Origin of the sequence: Longimicrobium sp. (genome assembly GCF_036388275.1) — a bacterium.
Classification (GTDB): domain Bacteria; phylum Gemmatimonadota; class Gemmatimonadetes; order Longimicrobiales; family Longimicrobiaceae; genus Longimicrobium.
The window spans coordinates 122526-141889 of the sequence record NZ_DASVSF010000107.1; the positions used below are offsets into that span (position 1 = coordinate 122526).

A 19364-nucleotide genomic window follows, 5' to 3' on the forward strand; every position below is an offset into this window, starting at 1 on the left:
GTCCCGCGGGGGCTACGGCCAACGGCTCCGGCGCGTTATCTTTGACGGTTCCGCGCGCCCGAGCCGTACGACCCGCAGCCGAATGAATCCGCACGCCCTGAACGTCCTGGAATACCGCGAGGCGCTGGACCTCGTGGCCCGCTTCGCCTCGTCCGGCCTCGGCGCCGACGCGGTGCGCGCGCTTTCGCCCAGCGCCGACCTGGGGTGGATCGCCCCGGAGCTGGCGCGGGTGGAGGAGATGCGCGCGTTCCTGCGCGGCGACTCGGGGTGGTCGGTGCCCGCCATTCCCGACGTGGTCGAGCCGCTCCGCCGCATGCGCGTGGAGGGATCGATGCTGGACGGGCCCCACCTGCGCGACGTGGGCGTGCTGCTGGCCTCGTCGCGCACCACGCGGCGCGCGGTGCTGCAGCAGCAGGGCTCGCTGCCGTACCTGTCGCTGATCGCGGGCGCGCTGGCCGAGGCCGAAAAGGACGAGGCCGAGATCGCGCGGACGCTGGACGACGCGGGGCTGGTGCGCGACGAGGCGTCGCCCGCGCTGTACCGCCTGCGGCGCGAGCTGAAGAGCGCCCGCGGCCGGCTGGTGGAGCGGCTGGCCTCGTACATGGCGTCGCTGCCGCCGCACCTGCAGGTGCAGGACTCGTCGGTGACGGTGCGCGAGGGGCGCTACGTGATCCCGGTGCGCCGCGAGGGCCGGGGCGAGGTGGGCGGCATCGTCCACGACGAGTCGGCGACGGGGGCCACGCTGTTCGTGGAGCCGCCGGTAGCCGTGGAGATGATGAACCGCCTGCGCGAGCTGGAGGGACAGGAGGCGCGCGAGGTCACGCGCATCCTCCGCGAGCTGACGGCCCGGCTGCGGCCGCTGCAGCCCGCGCTGCTGGCCTCGCTGGACGCGCTGGTGTCGCTGGATTCGCTCTACGCGCGGGCCCGCTACGCGCTGCGGGTGGACGGGCGCGCGCCGGCGCTGCTGGAGCCGGGGACGGAGGAGTACGAGGTGGTGCGGGGCTACCACCCCATCCTCCTGGCGCGGGGCGACGACGTGGTGCCCTTCGACCTGCGGATGGACCGCGGTGAGCGCACGCTGTTGATCTCCGGCCCCAACACCGGCGGCAAGACGGTGCTGCTGAAGGCCATCGGCCTGGTTTCGCTGCTGGCGCAGAGCGGCGTCGTTCCGCCCGTGGCCAAGGGAACGCGGGTTCCCGTGTTCCGCGACGTGTACGCCGACATCGGCGACGAGCAGAGCATCGAGGCGTCGCTTTCCACCTTTTCGGCGCACCTGAAGAACCTGCGTGAGGTGCTCGAGGGCGCGGGGTGGGAGTCGCTGGTGCTGACGGACGAAATCGGCAGCGGCACCGACCCGCAGGAGGGCGCCGCGCTGGCGCGCGCGGTGCTGGTGGAGCTGACGCGCCGCTCGTGCTTCACCGTCGCCACCACGCACCTGGGCCAGCTGAAGCTGCTGGCGGCCGAGGAGCGGGGGATCATCAACGCTTCGCTGCAGTTCGACGCCGAGCGGCTGCAGCCCACCTACCGGCTGCTGAAGGGCATCCCGGGGCGTTCGTACGGGCTGGCCATCGCACGGCGGCTGGGGCTGGAGCCGCGCCTGCTGGAAGATGCCGAGGCCACGCTTCCGCGGGGCGAACGCGACGTCGCGCGGCTGCTGCTGGACCTGGAGGCCAAGGAGCAGCGCTTCGCCGATCAGACCGCCGCGCTGGAGCGCAGCCTGGCCGAGACGGCGGCCCTCCGCGAGCAGATGGAGGCGCGCGAGCGCGACCTGAAGCAGCGCGAGCGCGACGCGGAGCGCCGGGCCCGCCAGCAGGCGCGCGACCTGTTGCTGCAGGCGCGCGCCGAGGTGGAGGCCGCCATCCGCGACGTGCGCGCGGCGGGCGACGCCGAAAAGCTGGACGAGGCAGCCCGCGCCGCGCGCCGGAAGGTGGAGGAAGCGGCGCTCCGGCAGCGCGAAAAGACGCCTGCCGAGCGGCGCGCCGGCAAGGCCGGGGCCAAGCCCGAATCCACCGAGATCGAGCTGGAGCCCGGGGTTCGCGTGCGGATCGAGTCGCTGGGGCGGACGGGGGTGATCGTGGACGTGCGCGACGGCAAGGCGATGGTGGAGGCGGGGGTGATGCGCCTGCTGCTGCCGCGGGAGGACCTGACGCCGCTTCCCGCGGGCGACCAGGGCGCGGCGCAGCCGAAGGGGCGGCCGTCCGGCGGATACATCAACATCGCCGCGGCCGATGCGCGCCCGGAGGTGGACCTGCGCGGGATGCGGCCCGACGAGGTGGAGACGGTGCTGGGGCGCGCGCTGGACAACGCCCTGCTGGCGGGGCTGCCCACGTTCCGCATCATCCACGGCAAGGGTACGGGCGTCCTGCGCGCGCACGTCCGCGAGCTGCTGAAGGCAGATCGCAGGATCTCGGTCGCCCGGCCGGGCGAGCTGTTCGAGGGCGGGACGGGCGTGACGGTGGTGGAGTTCGCATAGGCGGACTGGGCAGCAGGGTGATGGCTGGCCCTCCGCCCGTGCGCACCTGTCATCCTGAGGCCCAGGCGCACTGTACTCGCCCGTCCGCAGAACTGCGCGGGCCGAAGGATCTAGCGGCGGCACCGTACAAGCCTGGTCGCGGCAGCGGTCACGGAGGCCTGGACCTCGGCTGCCGTGGGGCCCTCACCCGGCCGCGCTGACACGCGTGCCACCCTCTCCCGCAAGCGGGAGAGGGTGCACTCAGGGTCGAGCGCGCCAGGCGAGCGGGATCGCGGTCGAATTCTCCCCTCCCCCGGCAAACTGCGCCGGGAGAGGGGCCGGGGGAGGGGCCCGCGCGAGCCCAGCCAAAGCGCGGTTCAGGTCTCCCCCTCCCCTGCGCAGCGGCGGACGGGGGCCGGGGGGAGGGGGCTCCCAAGGAATGCGCCGGGCCTGGTCGAACCGTGATCGAAGTGCTCCTCTCTCCCGCGCAGTTTGCGGGGGAGAGGCCGGGAGAGGGGGGCTCCCAAGGCATGCGCCAGGCCTGGTCGACCCACGACCGAAGTTCTCCCCTCTCCGCACGTAGTTGGTACGGGGAGGGGCCGGGGGAGGGGCACCCAAGGCGGTGGTGCCCGCTGCCGCGCCCCTGCCCAGAGGTGTCCTCGGCTAGATCCTTCGCCCCGCGCGGAATGGTGTACGGGCAAGTGTCGCTCGCCTGGGGCTCAGGATGACACGCCGCGGTGTTCGTCGCGCACTTTCGCACCTACGCACTCACGCACTCGCGCACTCACGCACTCACGCACTCACGCACTCACGCACTCCTCAACCTTGCCCATCCCCGACCACCTCGTCGAAGACATCCGGCAGCGGGCCGACATCGTGGAGATCCTCTCGGAGCACACGCGCCTCAGGCGCACCGGGAAGACCTACCGCGGGCCGTGCCCGTTGCACGGAGGCGAGGGACCCAACTTCTCCGTGGACCCGGCGAAGGGGTTCTACAAGTGCTTCACCTGCGGAGAGGGCGGCACCGTCTACTCGTTCCTCATGAAGCACCTCGGGATGACGTATCCCGAGTCCATCCGCTGGGTGGCGGAACGGGTGGGGGTGGAGATTCCGGACGAGCGCGAGGAGCGCCGCGCCCAGGCCGAAGACCCCAACCGGCTACTATACGAAATCAACGGCTTCGCGGCCAAGTGGTTCCGCGACCAGCTCGCCTCGCCCGACGGCGCCGAGGCGCGCGACTACCTGAAGCGGCGCGGCATCACCCCCGAAACCATCGAGCGCTTCGGGCTGGGGTGGGCGCCCGAGTCGTTCGACGCGCTGGGCACGGCGGCGCGCAAAGCCGGGTACCACGGCGCCGACCTGCTCTCGCTCGGCCTGCTGAAGGAGCCCAAGAAGGCCGGGCGCGATCCCTACGACGCCTTCCGCGGCCGGGTGATCTTTCCCATCGAGGACTTGGGCGGCCGCGTCCTGGGGTTCGGCGGGCGCGTGCTGCAGCAGGTAGAGGCGCACATCCCCAAGTACCTCAACTCGCCCGAATCGGAGATCTACCACAAGGGCAGCACGCTCTACGGCCTGGGATGGAGTCGCGGCTCCATTCGCAAGGAAGAGGTGGCGTTGGTCGTGGAAGGGTACATGGACTACGTGTCGCTGGCCGCGCACGGCGTTACCCACGCCGTCGCGCCCCTGGGCACGGCGATGACCGAGGAGCAGGCGGCGCTGATCAAGCAGTACGCGCCGCGCGCCATCCTGCTGTACGACAGCGACAAGGCGGGGCTCAAGGCCACCTTCCGCAACGGCGACCAGCTGCTGCGCGCCGGCATCGAGGTGCTGGTGGCCACCCTTCCCGAGGGCGAAGACCCCGACTCGCTGGTGCGCGCCCAGGGCGCCGACGCGCTCCGCCGCTACCTGGACGACGCGGTGGACGTGCTGGAGCGCAAGCTCCTGCTGCTGGACCGCAAGAACTTCTTCGGCAGCATCAAGGGAACGCGCCGGGCCATCGACCTGCTCCTTCCAACCGTCCGCGCCACGCGCGACGAGGTGCTGCGCGGCGTGTACCTGAAGCGCATCTCCGACCGCACCGGCGTCCCCGTCGACGCGCTGACCCGCGAGGCGGCCGAGGTGGTGGACGCGCCCACGAGGCGCGAGATGCGCGGCCAGCAGCGCCAGGAGCAGCAGCAGCAGCAGCGCGGGGAGGACGCCTGGCGTGACGGGCGAGGCGACGGGCGGGGAGATGGCGGCCGCGACCGGCAGCAATGGCACGGACCGTCTCGCGGCGGGGAGCGGCAGGGAGGCCGGTGGAACGCCGACCGCCCGCTGCCCACCCCCGCGCTGCGGTTGCGCATGGGCGCCGAGCGCAACCTGCTGATGATGATGTTCCACTCCGAGCGCTGGGTGGAAGAGTGCGCCAAGTTCGTGGGCCCCGACGACTTCCAGGATCCCGACTACCGCCGCCTCTTTCGCGTGCTCATCGAAACCGAGGGCCGCCGCGACCCCGAAGGGCGCTGGCTGCTGGAATTTCCCGAGGAGCTGGCGGGCGACGTGGAGACGGTGCGAGGCGACGCCGAGCACTACGACTGGAGCGGCGCGCCGGTGTTCTTCGCCGAAAACATGGACCGCATCCTCGCCCGTCCGCTGGAGCGCGAAGCCCGCGAGATCAAGCACCGCGCGCAGTCCGGCGGCGAGGCGGACCCCGACATGCTGGCCGAGCTCCAGCAGAGGCTCCTTCTCAAGCGCGAGAACCGCAACCTGAAGGTGCGCCCGGGGATCCTCGATCCCGACGACCCCATCCTGCGCCGCGACCGCGAGCGCCGCTGAGCACGCCATCATCCACCGGCCGTTCCGAATGCCCGATCCGCGTAGCCTGACCGAGATCGACACCCCCGCGCCCCTGGTGGACGTGGACCAGATGCACGCCAACCTGCGCCGGGCGGCGGAGTACTGCCGTGCGCACGGGCTGGTGTGGCGTCCCCACGCCAAGACCCACAAGAGCCCGTCGCTCGCCGCCGCACAAGTAAAGGCCGGCGCGGTGGGCGTTACCGTCGCCACGCCGCGCGAGGCGGAAGTGATGGCGCAGGCGGTGGACGACATCCTGCTCGCGTATCCCCCCATCGGCGCGGCCAAGCTGCGGCGGCTGATAGCCCTGCCGGAGCGCGTGCGCCTCACCGTGGGGCTGGACTCGGCCGAGGCCCTTCGCGGCCTGTCCGACGCGGCACACGAGGCGGGACGGACGGTCGGCGTGCTGGTGGAGGCGGATGCGGGGATGGGCCGCGTGGGGCTGCAGACCCCCGCCGAGGCCGTCGCGCTGGCACGGACGGCGGCGGATTCGCCCGGGATCGAATACCGCGGCGTGATGTTCTATCCCGGGCACGTCCGCGGCAATGTCGGCGGGCAGGACGAGGCCATCCGCGCACTGTCCGATCGCGTATCTTCGTTCGTCGCCGCCTTGTCCGCGGCGGGGCTGGCACCGAAGGTCGTCAGCGGCGGATCGACTCCCACGTTCTGGAGATCGCACGAGGTGCGCGGGCTCACCGAGGTGCGGCCGGGCACCAACATCTTCAACGACCGCACGACCTCGGAGATCGGCGCCTGCGGGTGGGACGAGTGCGCGTACTCGGTGCTGGCGACCGTCGTCTCGACTGCGGTGCCCGGGCAGGCCGTGGTCGATGCCGGCTCCAAGGCGCTGGCCAAGGAGGAGATCCGCGCGGAGACGGTGGGCTTCGGCGCGCTGCTGGACCGCCCCGAGGTGCTGGTGAAGTCCGTTTCCGAAGAGCACGGCCTGCTGGACCTGTCGCGCACCGACTGGCGCCCGCGCGTGGGCGACCGCGTCCGGATCGTCCCCAACCACGTGTGCGTGTCGGTGAACCTGCACGAGCGCGTCTACGGGGTTCGCGGCGAGCAGGTGGTGGACGCGTGGGACGTGGCCGCGCGCGGCCGCTGACGATCGTTTGACCGGAGAACTCAGATGAGCCGGTCCCGGCGCAAAACCCCCGTCTGCGGCATCACGACCGCAAACACCGACAAGCAGGACAAGCGAATGGGAAACCGCAGGCTGCGGCGGAAGGTGCGCACGGTCATCCGGACCGACCCGGAACCCGAGGTGCTTCCGCACCTGCGCGAAGAGACGAACCCGTGGATGATGGGCAAGGACGGCAAGTGGCGCTTCGATCCGGATCGCCATCCCGCGTTCATGCGGAAGTAGACGGCCGCCGGGATCCATCGACCCCGCGGACCCACCCACCACAACCGACCGCATGAGCACGCTTCCGGACGACGCCCTCGAACAGCGGCTGGCCCGCCTCGAACGGATGGTGGAGGAGCTGCACCGCCGCCTTCCGCCCCTCCGCGACGAGGCGGTGGAATCGTCGCGTCCGCCGCTTCGCGTCGAGGCGCGGCCGGTCCCCCACACGCCGGACGACTTCGGCGGATGGGGCACGCGCGGACCGCGGACGGCACCGCGGCCCCCCTCGTCGGACCTGAGCCTGTCGGCGCTCTTCCCGTGGGACGGGCAGACCTGGCTCAACCGCCTGGGCATCGTGATGCTCCTGCTGGGCGTGGGGCTGCTCTTCCGCTACTCAATCGACCAGGGGTGGGTCACGCCGCAGGTGCGCGTGGGCTTTGGCGCGGCGGTGGGAACGGTGCTCTCCACGCTGGGGCTGCGCATCGACCAGCGGCGGCGGTTTGCGCCCGTGCTCCTGGGCGGCGGCGCGGCGACGTTTTACATCACCGGCTGGGCGGCGTACTACCTGTATTCGCTGGTGCCGTACACCGGGGCCTTCGGGGCGATGGTCGCCATCACCCTCGCCGCCTTCGGGCTGGCCCTTTCGCGCGGGCAGCCGGCGCTGGCCGTGCTGGGCGCGGGGGGCGGGCTGGGCGTGCCGCTGCTGCTGGGAATTTCGCTCGCCAGCCCGCGCGGCCTGGCGGCGTACACCTCGTTCATCCTGGCGTGGACGGTGGTGCCCTACCTGCGCCGGGGATGGCGTTCCAGCCTGTGGACCTCGATGGCGCTGGCGTGGACGCTCCTGGCGCTGTACGCCAACCTGCTCGCCGAGACGTTCCGCGCGGGAGCGGAGGGGCGGGGATGGATCCAGGCGGCCGTGGCGTTCGCCTGGATCGTGCTGGGCGTGCTCCCCGTCGCACGCCGGGTGGCGGACTGGCGCGCGGCCCAGCACGGGGGACACGGCCGCTGGTCGGGCAGGGACGTGCTCCACTGGTACGGCGTCGCCCTGGTGCCACCGGTGATGGCCCTGGCGGTCAGCGGCATCACGTGGAGAATGAGCGCCGAGCGCTGGGGCGCCCTGGCGATCTCCCTCGCCGCGGCCTACCTGCTCGCCGCGTGGGCGCTGCGGCGGCGGGACGCGCGGATCGCGAAGGTGCTGCTGTTTTCCGCGGCCGTGGTTCTCCCCGCCGGGTGCCTGGGCGCGCTCGATGGCGAGGCGCTGCTGTTGGCGCTGGCGCTGCAGGGGCTGGGGCTTCACGTGCTGGCGCGCCGCGGGGCCGGGGTGGCGGTGCGGTGGATGGCGCACAAGCTGATGCTGGCGGCGGGCGCGTGGCTGGCGTGGCGCATCGCCTTCCCGGGCGCCACGGGCCCCTGGCGGCTGGCGGCGGACGCGGCGGTGGTCGGGGCGACCTTCGCCGCGGCAGGGTGGATCCGCGTTCCCACCGAAGCCATGGCGTACCGCATCGCCGCGCAGATGGGCGCCATGGCGCTGGTGGTGCGCGAGGTGGCGCACCTGCCGGGAGGGCAGGGGATCGCCACCATCGCCTGGGGCGCGTACGGGCTGGGGCTCCTCGTTTACGCGCTGCGGCGGGGCTCGCGGGTGCTGGAGCGGCTGGCCATCCTGACGCTCCTCGCCGCCGTCGCCAAGCTGTTCCTGGTAGACCTGGCCCGGCTGGATGCGCTCTTCCGCGTGCTGCTGTTCCTGGGCTTCGGATCGGTGTTCCTGTGGCTGAGCTACTCCCTCTCGGGGTGGTGGGACGCATCGGCCGAGGCGCGCGCACGGCCCGCCGGGCGCGACGCGTGACCCAGCCCCACGAGCCGCCGGCCGGCCTGTGCGGCTCGTGCGCCAACGTCCGCATGGTCGAAACGCGCAAGGGCTCGCGGTTCTACCTGTGCCAGCTCTCGGAAACGGATCCGCGCTTTCCGAAATACCCGCGCATTCCCGTGCTGCGGTGCGCCGGCTTCGTGCCGCTCGCGACGCCCCCGGAGGGCCCCTGACGTCGCGCGGAAAACCACGAACGAACGAAAGAGGGCCCGGCGTTGGCCGGGCCCTCTTTCGCTGGCCGATCCCGCGGCCTCGCTGGTCTCAACTCCCGGTGATGCGTACCTGCACCGCCCGGGCGATGGCGCCTTCCAGCTCTCCCGTGCTGGAGCAGGTGACGGCGCCGCTGGACTCGGCGCTCGTGTACACACCCCCCACCACCGTACGCAGGCGGCTTCCCTCACCCTCGGGGGTCACGGACGAAAGGACCGAGAGGCGAACCGGGAAGGAGTTCGCCGCGGCGCCCTGCAGCCCCGTGTTCCCGCAGTCCAGGTAGGTGGAGATCGGTACCCGTCCCAGGCGCCCGCGGGCGCGGACCTGGGTGTTGCCCGTGGTGCGGTTCGGCGCGTCGATGGTGCCGATCGTGATCCCCAGGTCCTGGTACACGCCCGCCAGTACGCCGAACACGGCGTCGGGTGCGCGGGCGATCTGCGTCTCCGTCGCCGCCGCGTAGCTGTTCGTGGTGACGGACGTCACCTTAGAGCCGCCCCCGGCGTCGACGGTGCTGATCACCGTCGTCTTGCGGGTCACCCTTTCGGGGCCCCGGGTCGTCGCGGGTTGGGCGCCCGTCGCGCACCCCGCAACGGCCAGAACGAGCGTGGAAGCAAAGATAGTGCGTAGCATTTGGCTCTCCGGAAAGGGATGGAAGGCAGTGCCAGGCGCGCCAGCGCTGCCACGAATTCACTTACGCCTTTCGCCGGCTCCAGATCACGATCACGCCGCACCCCGTCTCCGGCCCGGCGAATTGCGGCGGTGTCTGGCTGGGCCCGCGGTACACCTCCATTGCCTCGATGGCGGCGACGTGGATGATGTCGTCGATGCCCTCGGCCCTCACCACCGGCATTCCATCCAGGAACACCGCGGGCGGGCACGCCCGGCCCGTCCCCCCGGACCGCCCCAGCGACACGCCGGCGCGGCCCTGGATGGTGGCCCTTCGCACCCCGGGAATGGTGCCCAGGACGTCCGACATCCGCGCCCCGCGGGTACGAGCGATGTCGTCACGCCTCAGGAACAGCCCCGGCGCCGACCGCTCGCGCCCATAGAACCCCGCGCGCTCCAGGTCGGCCAGGTGCGGAGGCTCGGTCCGGCTGTGGATGACCAGCGGGTCCAGGTTGATGGATTCCACCGTCATGTGCAGGTCCACCTCGAGCGCCTCGCGCGCGCCCACGTCGAAGCCGGGGCTGGTCACGGGCCGGTAGCCGATGCGCTGGGCCTCGAGCCGGTAGCTGCCCGCGTTCCGCAGATCGAGCGAAAAGCCGCCGGCGGAATCGGACATTGTCCGCCCGATGCGCCGGCCTCCGGCGGTTACGGCCGTCACCTCGGTCGTGGGGATGGGCTGCATGGTCGCGCGGTCCACGATCCGGCCGCGGACGGCCTGCCCGTCCAGCGCGGCGGCGGCGAAAAGGCAGAGGGTGGCGTGGAGAAAGGTGTGACGCAGCATGGGGGTGCGCTCCGGGTTGGAGGCAGCGTTCGCTTCGTACCGCCGGCGGGGTGCCGGACGTGGCCGCGGGGAATGCCCTTGTGTAGCCTACGCGGGCCGTGCGCGTTTGTCCAGCCTTGTGGAAGGGGGTGCCGAAACATTTCGGCACCCCCTTCCGGCAATCGGTCCTGCCGCAGTACCGCGGGGTCAGGCCTGGATCAGGCCTGGTCCACGTTGCACTTGGACGGGTCGAACTGCGTGTTGTTGATCTCGGTGAACGGGATCGGCAGCGCTACGTCGTTGCCGAACACCCCGCCGGGGCCATAGAAGTAGGTGCCCGTGGGGAACACCGACGACTCCGAACGGCCGTACTGGCGGATCAGGCGGCGCATGTCGCCCAGGCGGTGGCCGGTCACGTACATCCACAGCGCGCGCTCGCGGAAGAGCAGGTCCACGCGCTCGGCCGCCGTGCCCGGATCGGTCAGCGGAGCCAGCGTCTGCGGGAACGTGACCTTGATGGCATCCGGAATGGCCGGGTACAGGATCGGGATCAGCGTGGAAGCCGAGGCCCGAAGCGTGTTCAGCGTCGTGAGCCACGCCGCGTCGCCCGCCGCCAGCTGCGCCTCGGCCTCGATCAGGCGCGCCTCGACGCCCGAAGCAAGCGGCACGTCGGAGTTCTGGTCGACGTACCGGCGGTCGACGAACAGGTTCACGCCGCCCGCGAACCCGCCCCCTTGCGCGGCCCACGCCACGCGCGGGTCCATGTACGCGCGGAACGCCAGTCCCTCGCCCTCATCCGTCCTGAACCCGACGGTATCGGCCGGCGTCGCGCTCGCCGCCAGCTGGTCCGGGCGCTGGATGCCGCCCTCGTCGTTCGAGACGCCGTAGCGGCCGTTGGACTGCAGGTTCCAGATGGGGTTGGTCTGCGCCAACGAATTGGCCGAGTGCTCGATGCGGAACACGTAGGTGGTGGGCACGCCCGCCACCGCCGCCGCCGCCGCCTGGTAGTTGCCGCGGTTCAGCTGGGCGCGGCCCAGCCCCACCTTGGCCAGGTTGCTCGTGGACTGCGCCGCCAGGGCGGAGGTCATTCGCACGATGGCGGTGTCGAACGCCGCCAGCGTGCTGATGCCGGGCCGGAACTGCGTGGTGTCGACCGGATTGATGGGGCCCATGTCCGGGATCACCGAGAACGGGATGTTGCCGCAGAAGCCCTCGGCAAGCGTCACGTAGGTGTAGCCCTCGATCGCGCGCAGCGTGGCCAGCGTGGCCGGAAGGGTCGCCGCACCACCGACGGCGCCCACGTTGAAAAATTCCGCTGCCGCCGCGGCGCGCCGTGCGTTCACGCGGGCAAGCTGCAGGCGTGCGTACGCAACGTCGGAAGTGTTGCCCAGCGCTGGCGGCTGCTGGTCGCGCTTGTCCGTCGCCTGCCGGGTGACGAAGGTGTCGGCGGTGTACAGCTCGTCAGACAGCGCCCCCGATACCGTCAGGTAGGCGTCGTCGGCCGCGCCGCTGTAGGCGACGAAGAACGAGCGGAGCGCGCCGGCGTACAGCCCCGGCACCGACTCGGCGTTCTCCAGCTCTTCCGGCGACACCTGCTTCGGGTCGCGCACCGCCAGGAGCCGGTCCAGGTCGCAGGCGCCCAGCGGGAGCGCAAGCGCGCCCAGGGCAAGGATCCTGGGAAGAGGCCGAAGCCCCTTCCCGAAAATTCCAGTGGATTTCATTGGTTCAGCTCACCGCTCAGAAGGAGAGGTCCAGGCGGACCGTGAAGTAGCGGACCGGCGGCTGCGTATTGAACTCACCTTGGTTGAAGTTCGATCCGCCGCCCGTCTCGTTGATTTCCGGATCCAGCCCGGTGTAGTCGGTCCACGTCTTGAGGTTGCGGCCCGAGAACGTCACGCTGGCGCCGCGCAGCGCGGGCAGGTTCTGGCCCAGGCGGTCGGGCACGCCCACGCGCAGCGAAAGCTCGCGCCACTTGATGAATTCGCCGTCCTCGATGTAGCCGAACGCCGTGGCGCCCAGGCCCTGGGCCGCCGGGGCCGTGCTCGCCACGTAGCGCGCCTGGTCCGCGAGGTCCGCCTTCGGGTTGCCGGTGGCGTTGCACTGCGACTGCGTCTGGCTGCGGCAGCGGAAGTACTCCGTGAAGTTCAGCTGCTTGTGCCCGGCCCGGCGCTCGAAGAGCGTGGTGATGGACACGGTGCCGAACAGCGTGAGGTCGGCCGAGAACGACTGGGTGTTGGTGGGGAGCGACGGCCCCGCGTACGTGAAGTTGAGCGTGTCGCTGGTCAGGCCCTGCGCCTTGCGGAGGGCGTTCTGCGTGGGCACCACCAGGAAGCGCGACGAATCGACCTTCACCTCGCCGCGGCTGATCAGGCCGTCGTTGTTCGCGTCGGCGAAGGTGTAGGGCGTCGCGAAGAAGGCACCCGTGGGGAACCCTTCGCGGTGGTTCTGCGGGCCGCGCCCAAAGACGATGGGAGCGATGCCCGCGCCCAGCTCCTCGATTTCGTTATGCAGCGTGGTGAGCGCCAGGCGCACGTTCAGCCGGGTGTTCGTGCGGTCCAGGAGCAGCGCGTTGATTCCCAGCTCGGTTCCCGAGTTGCGGATGCTGCCCAGGTTCTGGAACACCTGGCCGCCCGCGAGGCCCTGCGACGGGGCAAGGGGCCGCTGCACCAGCGCGTCCTGCGAGCGCTTGGTGTAGGCGGTGAAGTCGGCGGCCAGACGGTCGTTGAACAGGCCCACGTCAACGCCGGCCTCGTACTCCGTCGTGATTTCCGGCTTCAGGGTCGGGTTGCCCGTGGAGAACGGCACCGCCGCGATCTGCGTGGTGGCCGCAAGCTCCACCGGCACCGCGCGCGAAAAGCTCTCGGCGTCGCCGAACGACGGGCGAAGGCCGCTGCGGCCGACGGCGGTGCGCAGGCGCAGGTTGCTCAGGAACGTGGTCTGCGGGAAGAAGGGCTCCTCGCTGATCACCCACGACGCGCTGGCCGAGGGGTAGATCACGAAGTCCTCCACCAGCCCCGAGTTGCGGTCGCCGCGAAGGCTGGCGGCCACGAACAGGCGGTCGTTCAGCGCAAGCTCCTGCCGGCCGAAGATGCCGAAGATCTTGTTGTCGTAATCGTTCTCGTTCACCGCGAACTGCGCCGTGCTGCTTCCGCACGAATCGGTACCCACCAGGATGCCTTCACCGTAGCAGGTCACTTCGCCGAAACGCTGCTGCTGGTAGCTGAGGCCGGCCGTGGTGGTGGTGGTGAGCGCGTTCGACACCTCGAAGGTACCGACGGCGGTTCCGTTCAGGGTGTACTGGTAGTTGTTCGACCGCCGCCCGTCGCGGTACCCGATGATGTAGCTGTTGGCCAGCGGCAGGTTGTTCGGATCGATCGTCTGCTGGTCGAACCGCGAGAAGAAGTCGAGGCCCGTATTGGCGTTCAGCGCCAGCCACGACGTCGGGCGGAAGTTGGTGTTGGCGCCCAGGAGGAAGCGGTCCACCGACTGGTTCGCCAACACGTAGCGCATGTCGGCGTTGTTGTAGTTGAACTGCGCGCCCAGCCGCTTGCCGCCGCACGTGGGCGTCGTGCACTGCGTGGCGCCGGAGGCGAACGCGCGGCCGATCGTGGGGCTCTCCATCCCCGGGATGTACTGCCCCGGCCCGGTCAGGCCGTTGATCAGGGGGCTGAAGACGTTGTTGTCTCCCGAGGGCGACTGAAGGTCGGTGCGGATGTAGCCCGCGTTGACCTGGGCGGTCAGGTTGCCCCGCAGCTGCGCGTTGAGGTTGGCGCGAAGATTGGTGCGGCTGAGGGTGTTGTAGTCGATCACCCCGCGCTCGCCCTCGCGGTCGCCCGACAGGTAGTACGTGAGGTTCGCCGTGCCGCCGGAAACGTTCAGGCCGGCCTTGCGGCGCAGGCCCGTGGAGAACGGCGTGGTGCGGCGGTCACGGAACTGGTCGAAGCTGAACGTGGCCCCCTGCGTGCACTTGCCGGCCGCTCCCACCGCGCGGGTGGAGGCCTCGTTGGAGCAAAGGGTGATCCCGGTGGCGAACGTACCCGTGGAGGGGTTGTAGATGGTGGCGTTCGGGTCGGTCGTGCCCTGCACCGTGGCGTAGTTCAGGGGATACTCGTTCACGTCCTCGATCGATCCCGATTCCACGTACCCGCGCCACACCGTCTGGCCGGCGCGGCCGCGGCGGGTGGTGATCAGCAGCACGCCGTTGGCCGCCGCGGTGCCGTACAGCGCCGAGGCGGCGGGGCCCTTCAGGACCTCGATGTTCTCGATGTCGTCGGGGTTCAGGTCGTTCAGGCGCGTGGGCTGCTGGCCGCCGACCGCGATGCCGGCCGTGAATGCCGCTCCTGGCGGAGGGGCGGTGTTGGCGAGCACCCCGTCGATGTACACCAGCGGCTCGTTGCTCAGCGACAGCGAGTTGGCGCCGCGGATGCGGATGCGCTGCGAGGTGCCGGTGGTGCCGGCCGCTCCCTGCAGCGTCACGCCCGTGGTGCGGCCGGTGAGCACGTCGGCCACCTTCGTGATGGGACCCATGTTCAGGTCGCCCACGTTGATGTTCGACGTGTTGGTTCCCGCCTCACGGCGGCGCTCCTGCTGGCCCGTGACGGCGTTTACCACGACGCCTTCCAGCAGAACCGCCGACGGCGACAGCTGGAAGTTGGCGGTGGTGGTCTGCCCGGCGACGATCGTGATCGACCGCGAGGAGGCGCTGCGGCCCACCAGGCTCACCGCCAGGGTGTGCGAGCCCGCCGACAGCTGGCCCATCCGATAGCGGCCTCCCGCGTCGGTCACTACCTGCTGAGTCGTTCCTTGAACCCGAACCTGGACGCCGCTGAGCGGCTCTCCGGTTTCGGACGCCGTCACCTGCCCCGCTACCTCGCCCCGACCCTGCGCATGCGCAGAGGAGGGGAGGGCAGCCAGGGCGAGCAGCAACGACGCACCGAGCGCACGAAGCTTCGACATGCTGATCCTCCTGATGGTTTCCCGATTTGATGTCACGAGCAGAGGTGCCCGCGACACCGCCCATCACCCCGCACTACACGAGCCTGCGCCGACGGTCGGGAGGCTCGTGAGGGCGGAAACGCATCCCGGTACGCGCATGAACGGACGTTCGTCTCGTTCATGGCCGCGTTCCGAGATTCGCGGCGGGGATACCGCCGCACCACTTGAAGAGAACCCGGACACCCGGGCCGAGCACCGCCAGGTGACGGCCGCCGTGGCCGCCGCGTCACAGATCCGTTTATATCCGGGGCTCAGGCGTGGCAACCGCGTGCCCGGTAAGATGTAACTGCATGGAGTGTATAGAGGATAGGGCACCGGAAGGCCTGTGTCAACGCCCGGGCCGCCGTTTGTTCGCGGCTCCGCTCGCCCACCATCGGTATACTACACCTTCGCCGCCCCGGTCCGCCAGCCGTCTGGTCGTGTCGCGCGGGGGTGGGAACGAGCGCCCGGCGCGGCGTGGCGGGAGGGTTTCGCAACGTCGTTCACAACGTTGAACGAACCCGGCACCACCCATGCCAATGACTGCGAGTTTCGGGCCACCACTGCTTCCCCGGACCGTTGCACGCGCCCCTGTTCCGGGTGCGCGATCGCCCATCCAGCATGCGCGCATTGCATTGGCGGACCGGTTGCGGACGATGCTCAGCGTTTGCCAGGCGGCCCCGCGGCGGGCTTGGCCAGCAGCACGGTTCAGCCGCCGAACCCGCGCGTCGCCTCGACCGACTTTCGATACGCATCCACCTGCGCCGCGGTCTGCGCCGCGGACCAGCCGATGCCTTCCTGCGCCGCCATCAGCCGCGCCACCCGTTCCGCCACCGCGAGCCCGCCGTCCATCGCCTCGTAGAACAGGTGAAGGCGGCGGACGAGGACGTCGTCGACGCTCATCGCCATCTCGGCGCGCACGGCGTGCACCACCTCGGCCCAGATGTAGGGGTGTCCCTCCATGAGCCGCGCGGAAAGCGACGCGTCGCCGCGGGCGGCCCCGAGGATGGCGTCGGCGTCCTCGCCGTAGGCGCGCGCCAGGTGCTCGCCGGTGTCCGCGCCCAGCCCGGCCGCCACCGCCTCGCCGACCAGGCGCTCGCGGAAGGCCTCCCACGGCTCGCGCGGGTCGCCGGGGAGGGGAAGGTGCGCCGTAGGCGACATCCCCGCCTGCACTCCCTGGGGCTTCAGTTCGCGCACGGCCCGGTCCACCAGCTGGCGGGCCATCACGCGATACGTGGTCAGCTTCCCCCCGCCGATGTTCAGCAGCCCGCCGGGGTCGCGCCAGATCTCGTGCTCGCGCGAGGTGGCGCTGGCCGTCAGCCCGTCGCCCGCGCCCCTGTGCGGGGCGAGGAGGGGACGCACCCCCGCCCACGTGCTGACGACGTCGGACTCGGTGAGCTTCGCGCCGGGGAAGATGCCGTTGGCCGAGTCCAGCAGGTACTTCACGTCTTCCGCGTCCGCCCGCACCTCGGCGGGCGAGCCGGTGAAGTCGGTGTCGGTGGTGCCCACGTAGCTGAACTCGCCCCAGGGAAGCACGAACATCACGCGGCCGTCCACGGGCGAGCGGAAGGTGACGGCGTTGCGGTTGCCGATGCGTTCGCGGGGGACCACGACGTGCACGCCCTTGGTGGGCCGCAGCCGCGGCGCGGCGCCGGGATCCGCCAGCTTGCGCACGGAGTCGCACCACGGCCCGGTGGCGTTGATCACCACCCGCGCGCGTACCTCCATCGGCTCCGCGCCGGGGCGCAGGCAGTCGCGCACGCGCGCCCCCACCACGGAGCCGCCCTCGCGCAGAAAGCCGACGACCGCCGCGTGCGGAACCACGGCCGCCCCCGCCTCGTGCGCGCCCCGGGCGTTGGCCAGCGTCAGCCGGGCGTCGTCCACCGACGCGTCGAAGTACCGCGCCGCGCCCACCAGCCCGTCCGTGCGCAGCCCCGGCTCTTCCTCGCGCAGGCGCGCGCGCGGAAGCATCGTGTGGCGCGCGATGTTGCGGAACAGGGAAAGGCCGTCGTACAGCCACATCCCCGCCTGCAGCTTGCGGTAGCCCACGGGCCCGCCGCGGTAGACGGGAAAGAGGAAGGGCAGGGGGTGCACCAGGTGCGAAGCCAGCCCCAGCAGGCGGCGCCGCTCGGCGCTGGCCTCGAAGACCAGGCGGAACTCGAAGGTTTCCAGGTAGCGGATGCCGCCGTGGATCAGCCGCGACGAGGCGCTGCTGGTGCCGCGGCCCACGTCGCCGGCGTCCACGAGGGCTACCCGCAGCCCGCGCCCCGCCGCGTCGCGCGCCGCCGCCGCGCCGGTGATGCCGGCGCCGATCACCAGCAGGTCCCAGGTTTCGCCCGGCAGCGACCGCAGGTGCTCGTGGCGCGCGGCGGCCGAGAACGGGGCGAACCCCTCGTCCGGCATGGCGGAGATCGTCAGGGGGACGCGGCGGGACGGCCGGCGTCGGGAAAGCCGAGCGCCCGCAGCAGCGAGGTGAACGACACCTCGCTGTGGCTGAGGACGAAGATGCCCTCGAAGGTGGTGGCCAGGAAGGTGAAGTCGGTTTCGATCACCAGCCCGTGCGCGGCCTGGGGGGCCAGCTCGCTCCGCGGCCCCACCTTCATCTCGGGCGTGCCGATCATGATCCCCTTGCCCAGGAAGGTGCCCAGCACCCCCACGTAGGCCGCGCAGACGATGTTGCCCATCTCCATGAGCGCCGACTTTTCGAACGCGCCCACCTCCTGGTGCATGGACGGGTCGCGGCGCAGCATCAGCGCCACCATGCGCAGGGCCGTCTCCGTCGCCAGCACCAGGGAGGCGCGCTCGCCGCCGGCCTCGCTGACACCGGTGATGGGCACGGTGATCACCACCAGGTCGCCGTCGCCGGGAAGGGCGGCGCCCACGCCGGCCCACTGGATGCGCGGGACGGAGATCATCACGGTCAGGCCGGTGAGGGCTGACAGGTTGGTGGCCGCGTGGCCGGCGCCGATGTTCACCACCTCGCGGATGGCGTCCATCTGCTTGGGGGTGACGGGGGTCTGGTTCATCGGGTCGTGGTGATGCGTTGAACGAATGGGCGACGAGAATGCGTTCGGCTGCCCCGGGCGATTTCCGGGCCGCGCCGCCGCGCGGGCGGGCACCCCCGCGCGAGCGGGGGTGCCACCCTTCGGTCAGAACCCGGCGACGGGCTCCAGCTGTCCGATCTTTTCCCAGCTCGGGTCGGCGGAAAGCACCACGAGCACCACCAGGCCGTCGCCCGTGCGCATGGCCGTGCCCGACACCAGCGTAGCCTGCACGTCGTCGGGGCTCAGCTTGTACAGCCCGCCGGTGATGGCGTCGATGGCCAGCCCCGGAATGCCTCCGAAGAGGATGTTGCCGAACACCCACCCGCTGATCCCGCGGGTCAGCTTCATCTCGTATGGCTGGTACCCGGGCAGGGTCAGCCGGACGTCGTGGTGGTCCTTGCGCGAAAGGCTCAGCGAAACCGGCGTGACGCCCATCTGCTGGTTGTCGACGAACACCGTCGCACCGCTGGGGGTGCTGGAGAACGAGACGTTCTGCTTGCTGCCGTTGATGATGGTGCCGCAGGCAGCGGAGGCCAGAAGGGTGATCCCGGCGGCGGTGCGAAGGGCGAAGCGGTTGAACAAGGGTCCTCCAGGTAGAGAAGGGGTAGATCCGCCGAACCGGCGGAAGGGTGGGGCACCACGGGCCCAGGCGGCGGAGCGAGCCGCCGTCAGAATGCGTAGCCGACGGAAAAGCGCAGGGTGGGCAGGGCCAGCTGGGCGCCCGCGGCTTCCACGGTGAAGAACAGGCGTTTGCCGTCCGGTCGGCGACGGACGATGGGGTGCTCAACGAGCGCCCGGCGGAAATCAGGACAGCGGGTCGCGCTTTCGTCGCCCGACGCACCGGGCTTGGCGTGCAGTCCGCGAAGGCGGACTTCGTGACGTTCCAGGCGCGGTTTCAACCGCCGGAGGGAGGCCGGGACCTCTGCATCCGTACCCGCCGCCGCGCCCTCTCCATCCGTGCCCACTGCATCCGTCCCCGCTGCGGCCTCTGCCTCCGTGACCGCTGCCGCGCCCCGGCTCGTACGTATCCGCGGCTGGATCCTTCGGCCCGCGAGGTACCGTATGCGGGCGAGTGCGGTGCGCCTGGGCCTCAGAGGGTGTTGAGAAATGTCAACTTGGCCGAAGCCGACGGAGCATGAGACCCGACATCGCAAGATGGATCCATGCTTCGCTACTCTCCGGCAGGCCCTCGTAGTCCTTGCTCAAACGGCGGCAGC

At 71.1% G+C, this 19364-nt stretch carries 15 protein-coding genes and 1 pseudogene; 7 read left to right on the forward strand and 9 right to left on the reverse strand.

Going from position 1 to position 19364, the window contains the following annotated elements; all coding sequences use genetic code 11:
* The first annotated feature begins 82 nt into the window (after positions 1-82).
* The 6 genes from VF632_RS23990 to VF632_RS24015 all read left to right on the forward strand — a co-directional run bounded on the left by VF632_RS23990 (position 83) and on the right by VF632_RS24015 (position 8666).
* Complete coding sequence (locus VF632_RS23990) at positions 83-2473, forward strand: endonuclease MutS2 (RefSeq protein ID WP_331025472.1); 2391 nt, start codon at positions 83-85, stop codon at positions 2471-2473.
* An 804-nt stretch (positions 2474-3277) separates the two neighbouring features.
* Complete coding sequence (gene dnaG, locus VF632_RS23995; protein WP_331025473.1) at positions 3278-5266, forward strand: DNA primase; 1989 nt, start codon at positions 3278-3280, stop codon at positions 5264-5266.
* A gap of 28 nt (positions 5267-5294) precedes the next feature.
* Complete coding sequence (locus VF632_RS24000; RefSeq protein ID WP_331025474.1) at positions 5295-6389, forward strand: D-TA family PLP-dependent enzyme; 1095 nt, start codon at positions 5295-5297, stop codon at positions 6387-6389.
* Between the two features lie 24 nt (positions 6390-6413).
* Positions 6414-6650, forward strand: coding sequence for a hypothetical protein (locus tag VF632_RS24005; protein WP_331025475.1), 237 nt, complete (start codon positions 6414-6416; stop codon positions 6648-6650).
* A 52-nt stretch (positions 6651-6702) separates the two neighbouring features.
* A complete protein-coding gene (locus VF632_RS24010; protein WP_331025476.1) occupies positions 6703-8472 on the forward strand; it encodes a DUF2339 domain-containing protein in 1770 nt (589 codons plus the stop codon).
* A complete protein-coding gene (locus VF632_RS24015; RefSeq protein WP_331025477.1) occupies positions 8469-8666 on the forward strand; it encodes a hypothetical protein in 198 nt (65 codons plus the stop codon). Before VF632_RS24010 ends, VF632_RS24015 begins: the two co-directional genes overlap by 4 nt.
* An 88-nt stretch (positions 8667-8754) precedes the next feature.
* Here VF632_RS24015 and VF632_RS24020 read toward each other — a convergent pair whose 3' ends face one another.
* The 4 genes from VF632_RS24020 to VF632_RS24035 all read right to left on the reverse strand — a co-directional run bounded on the left by VF632_RS24020 (position 8755) and on the right by VF632_RS24035 (position 15085).
* Positions 8755-9240 carry a hypothetical protein gene (locus VF632_RS24020; RefSeq protein ID WP_331025478.1) on the reverse strand — a complete coding sequence of 162 codons (486 nt, stop codon included), beginning with the start codon at positions 9238-9240 and terminating at the stop codon, positions 8755-8757.
* A 154-nt stretch (positions 9241-9394) separates the two neighbouring features.
* A complete protein-coding gene (locus VF632_RS24025) occupies positions 9395-10150 on the reverse strand; it encodes a carboxypeptidase-like regulatory domain-containing protein (protein ID WP_331025479.1) in 756 nt (251 codons plus the stop codon).
* 197 nt (positions 10151-10347) lie between these two features.
* Positions 10348-11850: a hypothetical protein gene (locus VF632_RS24030; RefSeq protein WP_331025480.1), complete on the reverse strand. Its 1503-nt coding sequence runs from the start codon at positions 11848-11850 to the stop codon at positions 10348-10350.
* A 16-nt stretch (positions 11851-11866) separates the two neighbouring features.
* Entirely contained in the window at positions 11867-15085 is a 3219-nt protein-coding gene (locus VF632_RS24035) for a SusC/RagA family TonB-linked outer membrane protein (protein WP_331025481.1), read from the reverse strand.
* Here VF632_RS24035 and VF632_RS24040 point away from each other — a divergent pair.
* Positions 15084-15410, forward strand: coding sequence for a hypothetical protein (locus VF632_RS24040; RefSeq protein ID WP_331025482.1), 327 nt, complete (start codon positions 15084-15086; stop codon positions 15408-15410). The genes VF632_RS24035 and VF632_RS24040 overlap by 2 nt on opposite strands.
* A gap of 401 nt (positions 15411-15811) precedes the next feature.
* Here the strand turns inward: VF632_RS24040 and VF632_RS24045 are convergent, their stop codons facing one another.
* The 5 genes and pseudogenes from VF632_RS24045 to VF632_RS24065 all read right to left on the reverse strand — a co-directional run.
* Positions 15812-17506, reverse strand: a complete 1695-nt coding sequence (locus VF632_RS24045) for a glycerol-3-phosphate dehydrogenase/oxidase (RefSeq protein ID WP_331025483.1) — start codon at positions 17504-17506, stop codon at positions 15812-15814.
* Between the two features lie 11 nt (positions 17507-17517).
* Positions 17518-18129: a chemotaxis protein CheC gene (locus VF632_RS24050; RefSeq protein WP_331025484.1), complete on the reverse strand. Its 612-nt coding sequence runs from the start codon at positions 18127-18129 to the stop codon at positions 17518-17520.
* 123 nt (positions 18130-18252) lie between these two features.
* Entirely contained in the window at positions 18253-18729 is a 477-nt protein-coding gene (locus VF632_RS24055) for a PEGA domain-containing protein (protein WP_331025485.1), read from the reverse strand.
* 86 nt (positions 18730-18815) lie between these two features.
* Complete coding sequence (locus VF632_RS24060; RefSeq protein ID WP_331025486.1) at positions 18816-19046, reverse strand: hypothetical protein; 231 nt, start codon at positions 19044-19046, stop codon at positions 18816-18818.
* 211 nt (positions 19047-19257) lie between these two features.
* Positions 19258-19364: pseudogene (locus VF632_RS24065) on the reverse strand (IS5/IS1182 family transposase); the annotation flags it as partial.

Coding starts and splice junctions, on each gene's coding strand:
- VF632_RS24005 (WP_331025475.1), top strand. CDS start 6,414: ATGAGCCGGTCCCGGCGCAAAACCCCCGTCTGCGGCATCACGACCGCA.
- VF632_RS24040 (WP_331025482.1), top strand. CDS start 15,084: ATGCTGATCCTCCTGATGGTTTCCCGATTTGATGTCACGAGCAGAGGT.
- VF632_RS24010 (WP_331025476.1), top strand. CDS start 6,703: ATGAGCACGCTTCCGGACGACGCCCTCGAACAGCGGCTGGCCCGCCTC.
- VF632_RS24025 (WP_331025479.1), bottom strand. CDS start 10,150: ATGCTGCGTCACACCTTTCTCCACGCCACCCTCTGCCTTTTCGCCGCC.
- VF632_RS23990 (WP_331025472.1), top strand. CDS start 83: ATGAATCCGCACGCCCTGAACGTCCTGGAATACCGCGAGGCGCTGGAC.
- VF632_RS24030 (WP_331025480.1), bottom strand. CDS start 11,850: ATGAAATCCACTGGAATTTTCGGGAAGGGGCTTCGGCCTCTTCCCAGG.
- VF632_RS24050 (WP_331025484.1), bottom strand. CDS start 18,129: ATGAACCAGACCCCCGTCACCCCCAAGCAGATGGACGCCATCCGCGAG.
- VF632_RS24000 (WP_331025474.1), top strand. CDS start 5,295: ATGCCCGATCCGCGTAGCCTGACCGAGATCGACACCCCCGCGCCCCTG.
- VF632_RS24035 (WP_331025481.1), bottom strand. CDS start 15,085: ATGTCGAAGCTTCGTGCGCTCGGTGCGTCGTTGCTGCTCGCCCTGGCT.
- VF632_RS24045 (WP_331025483.1), bottom strand. CDS start 17,506: ATGCCGGACGAGGGGTTCGCCCCGTTCTCGGCCGCCGCGCGCCACGAG.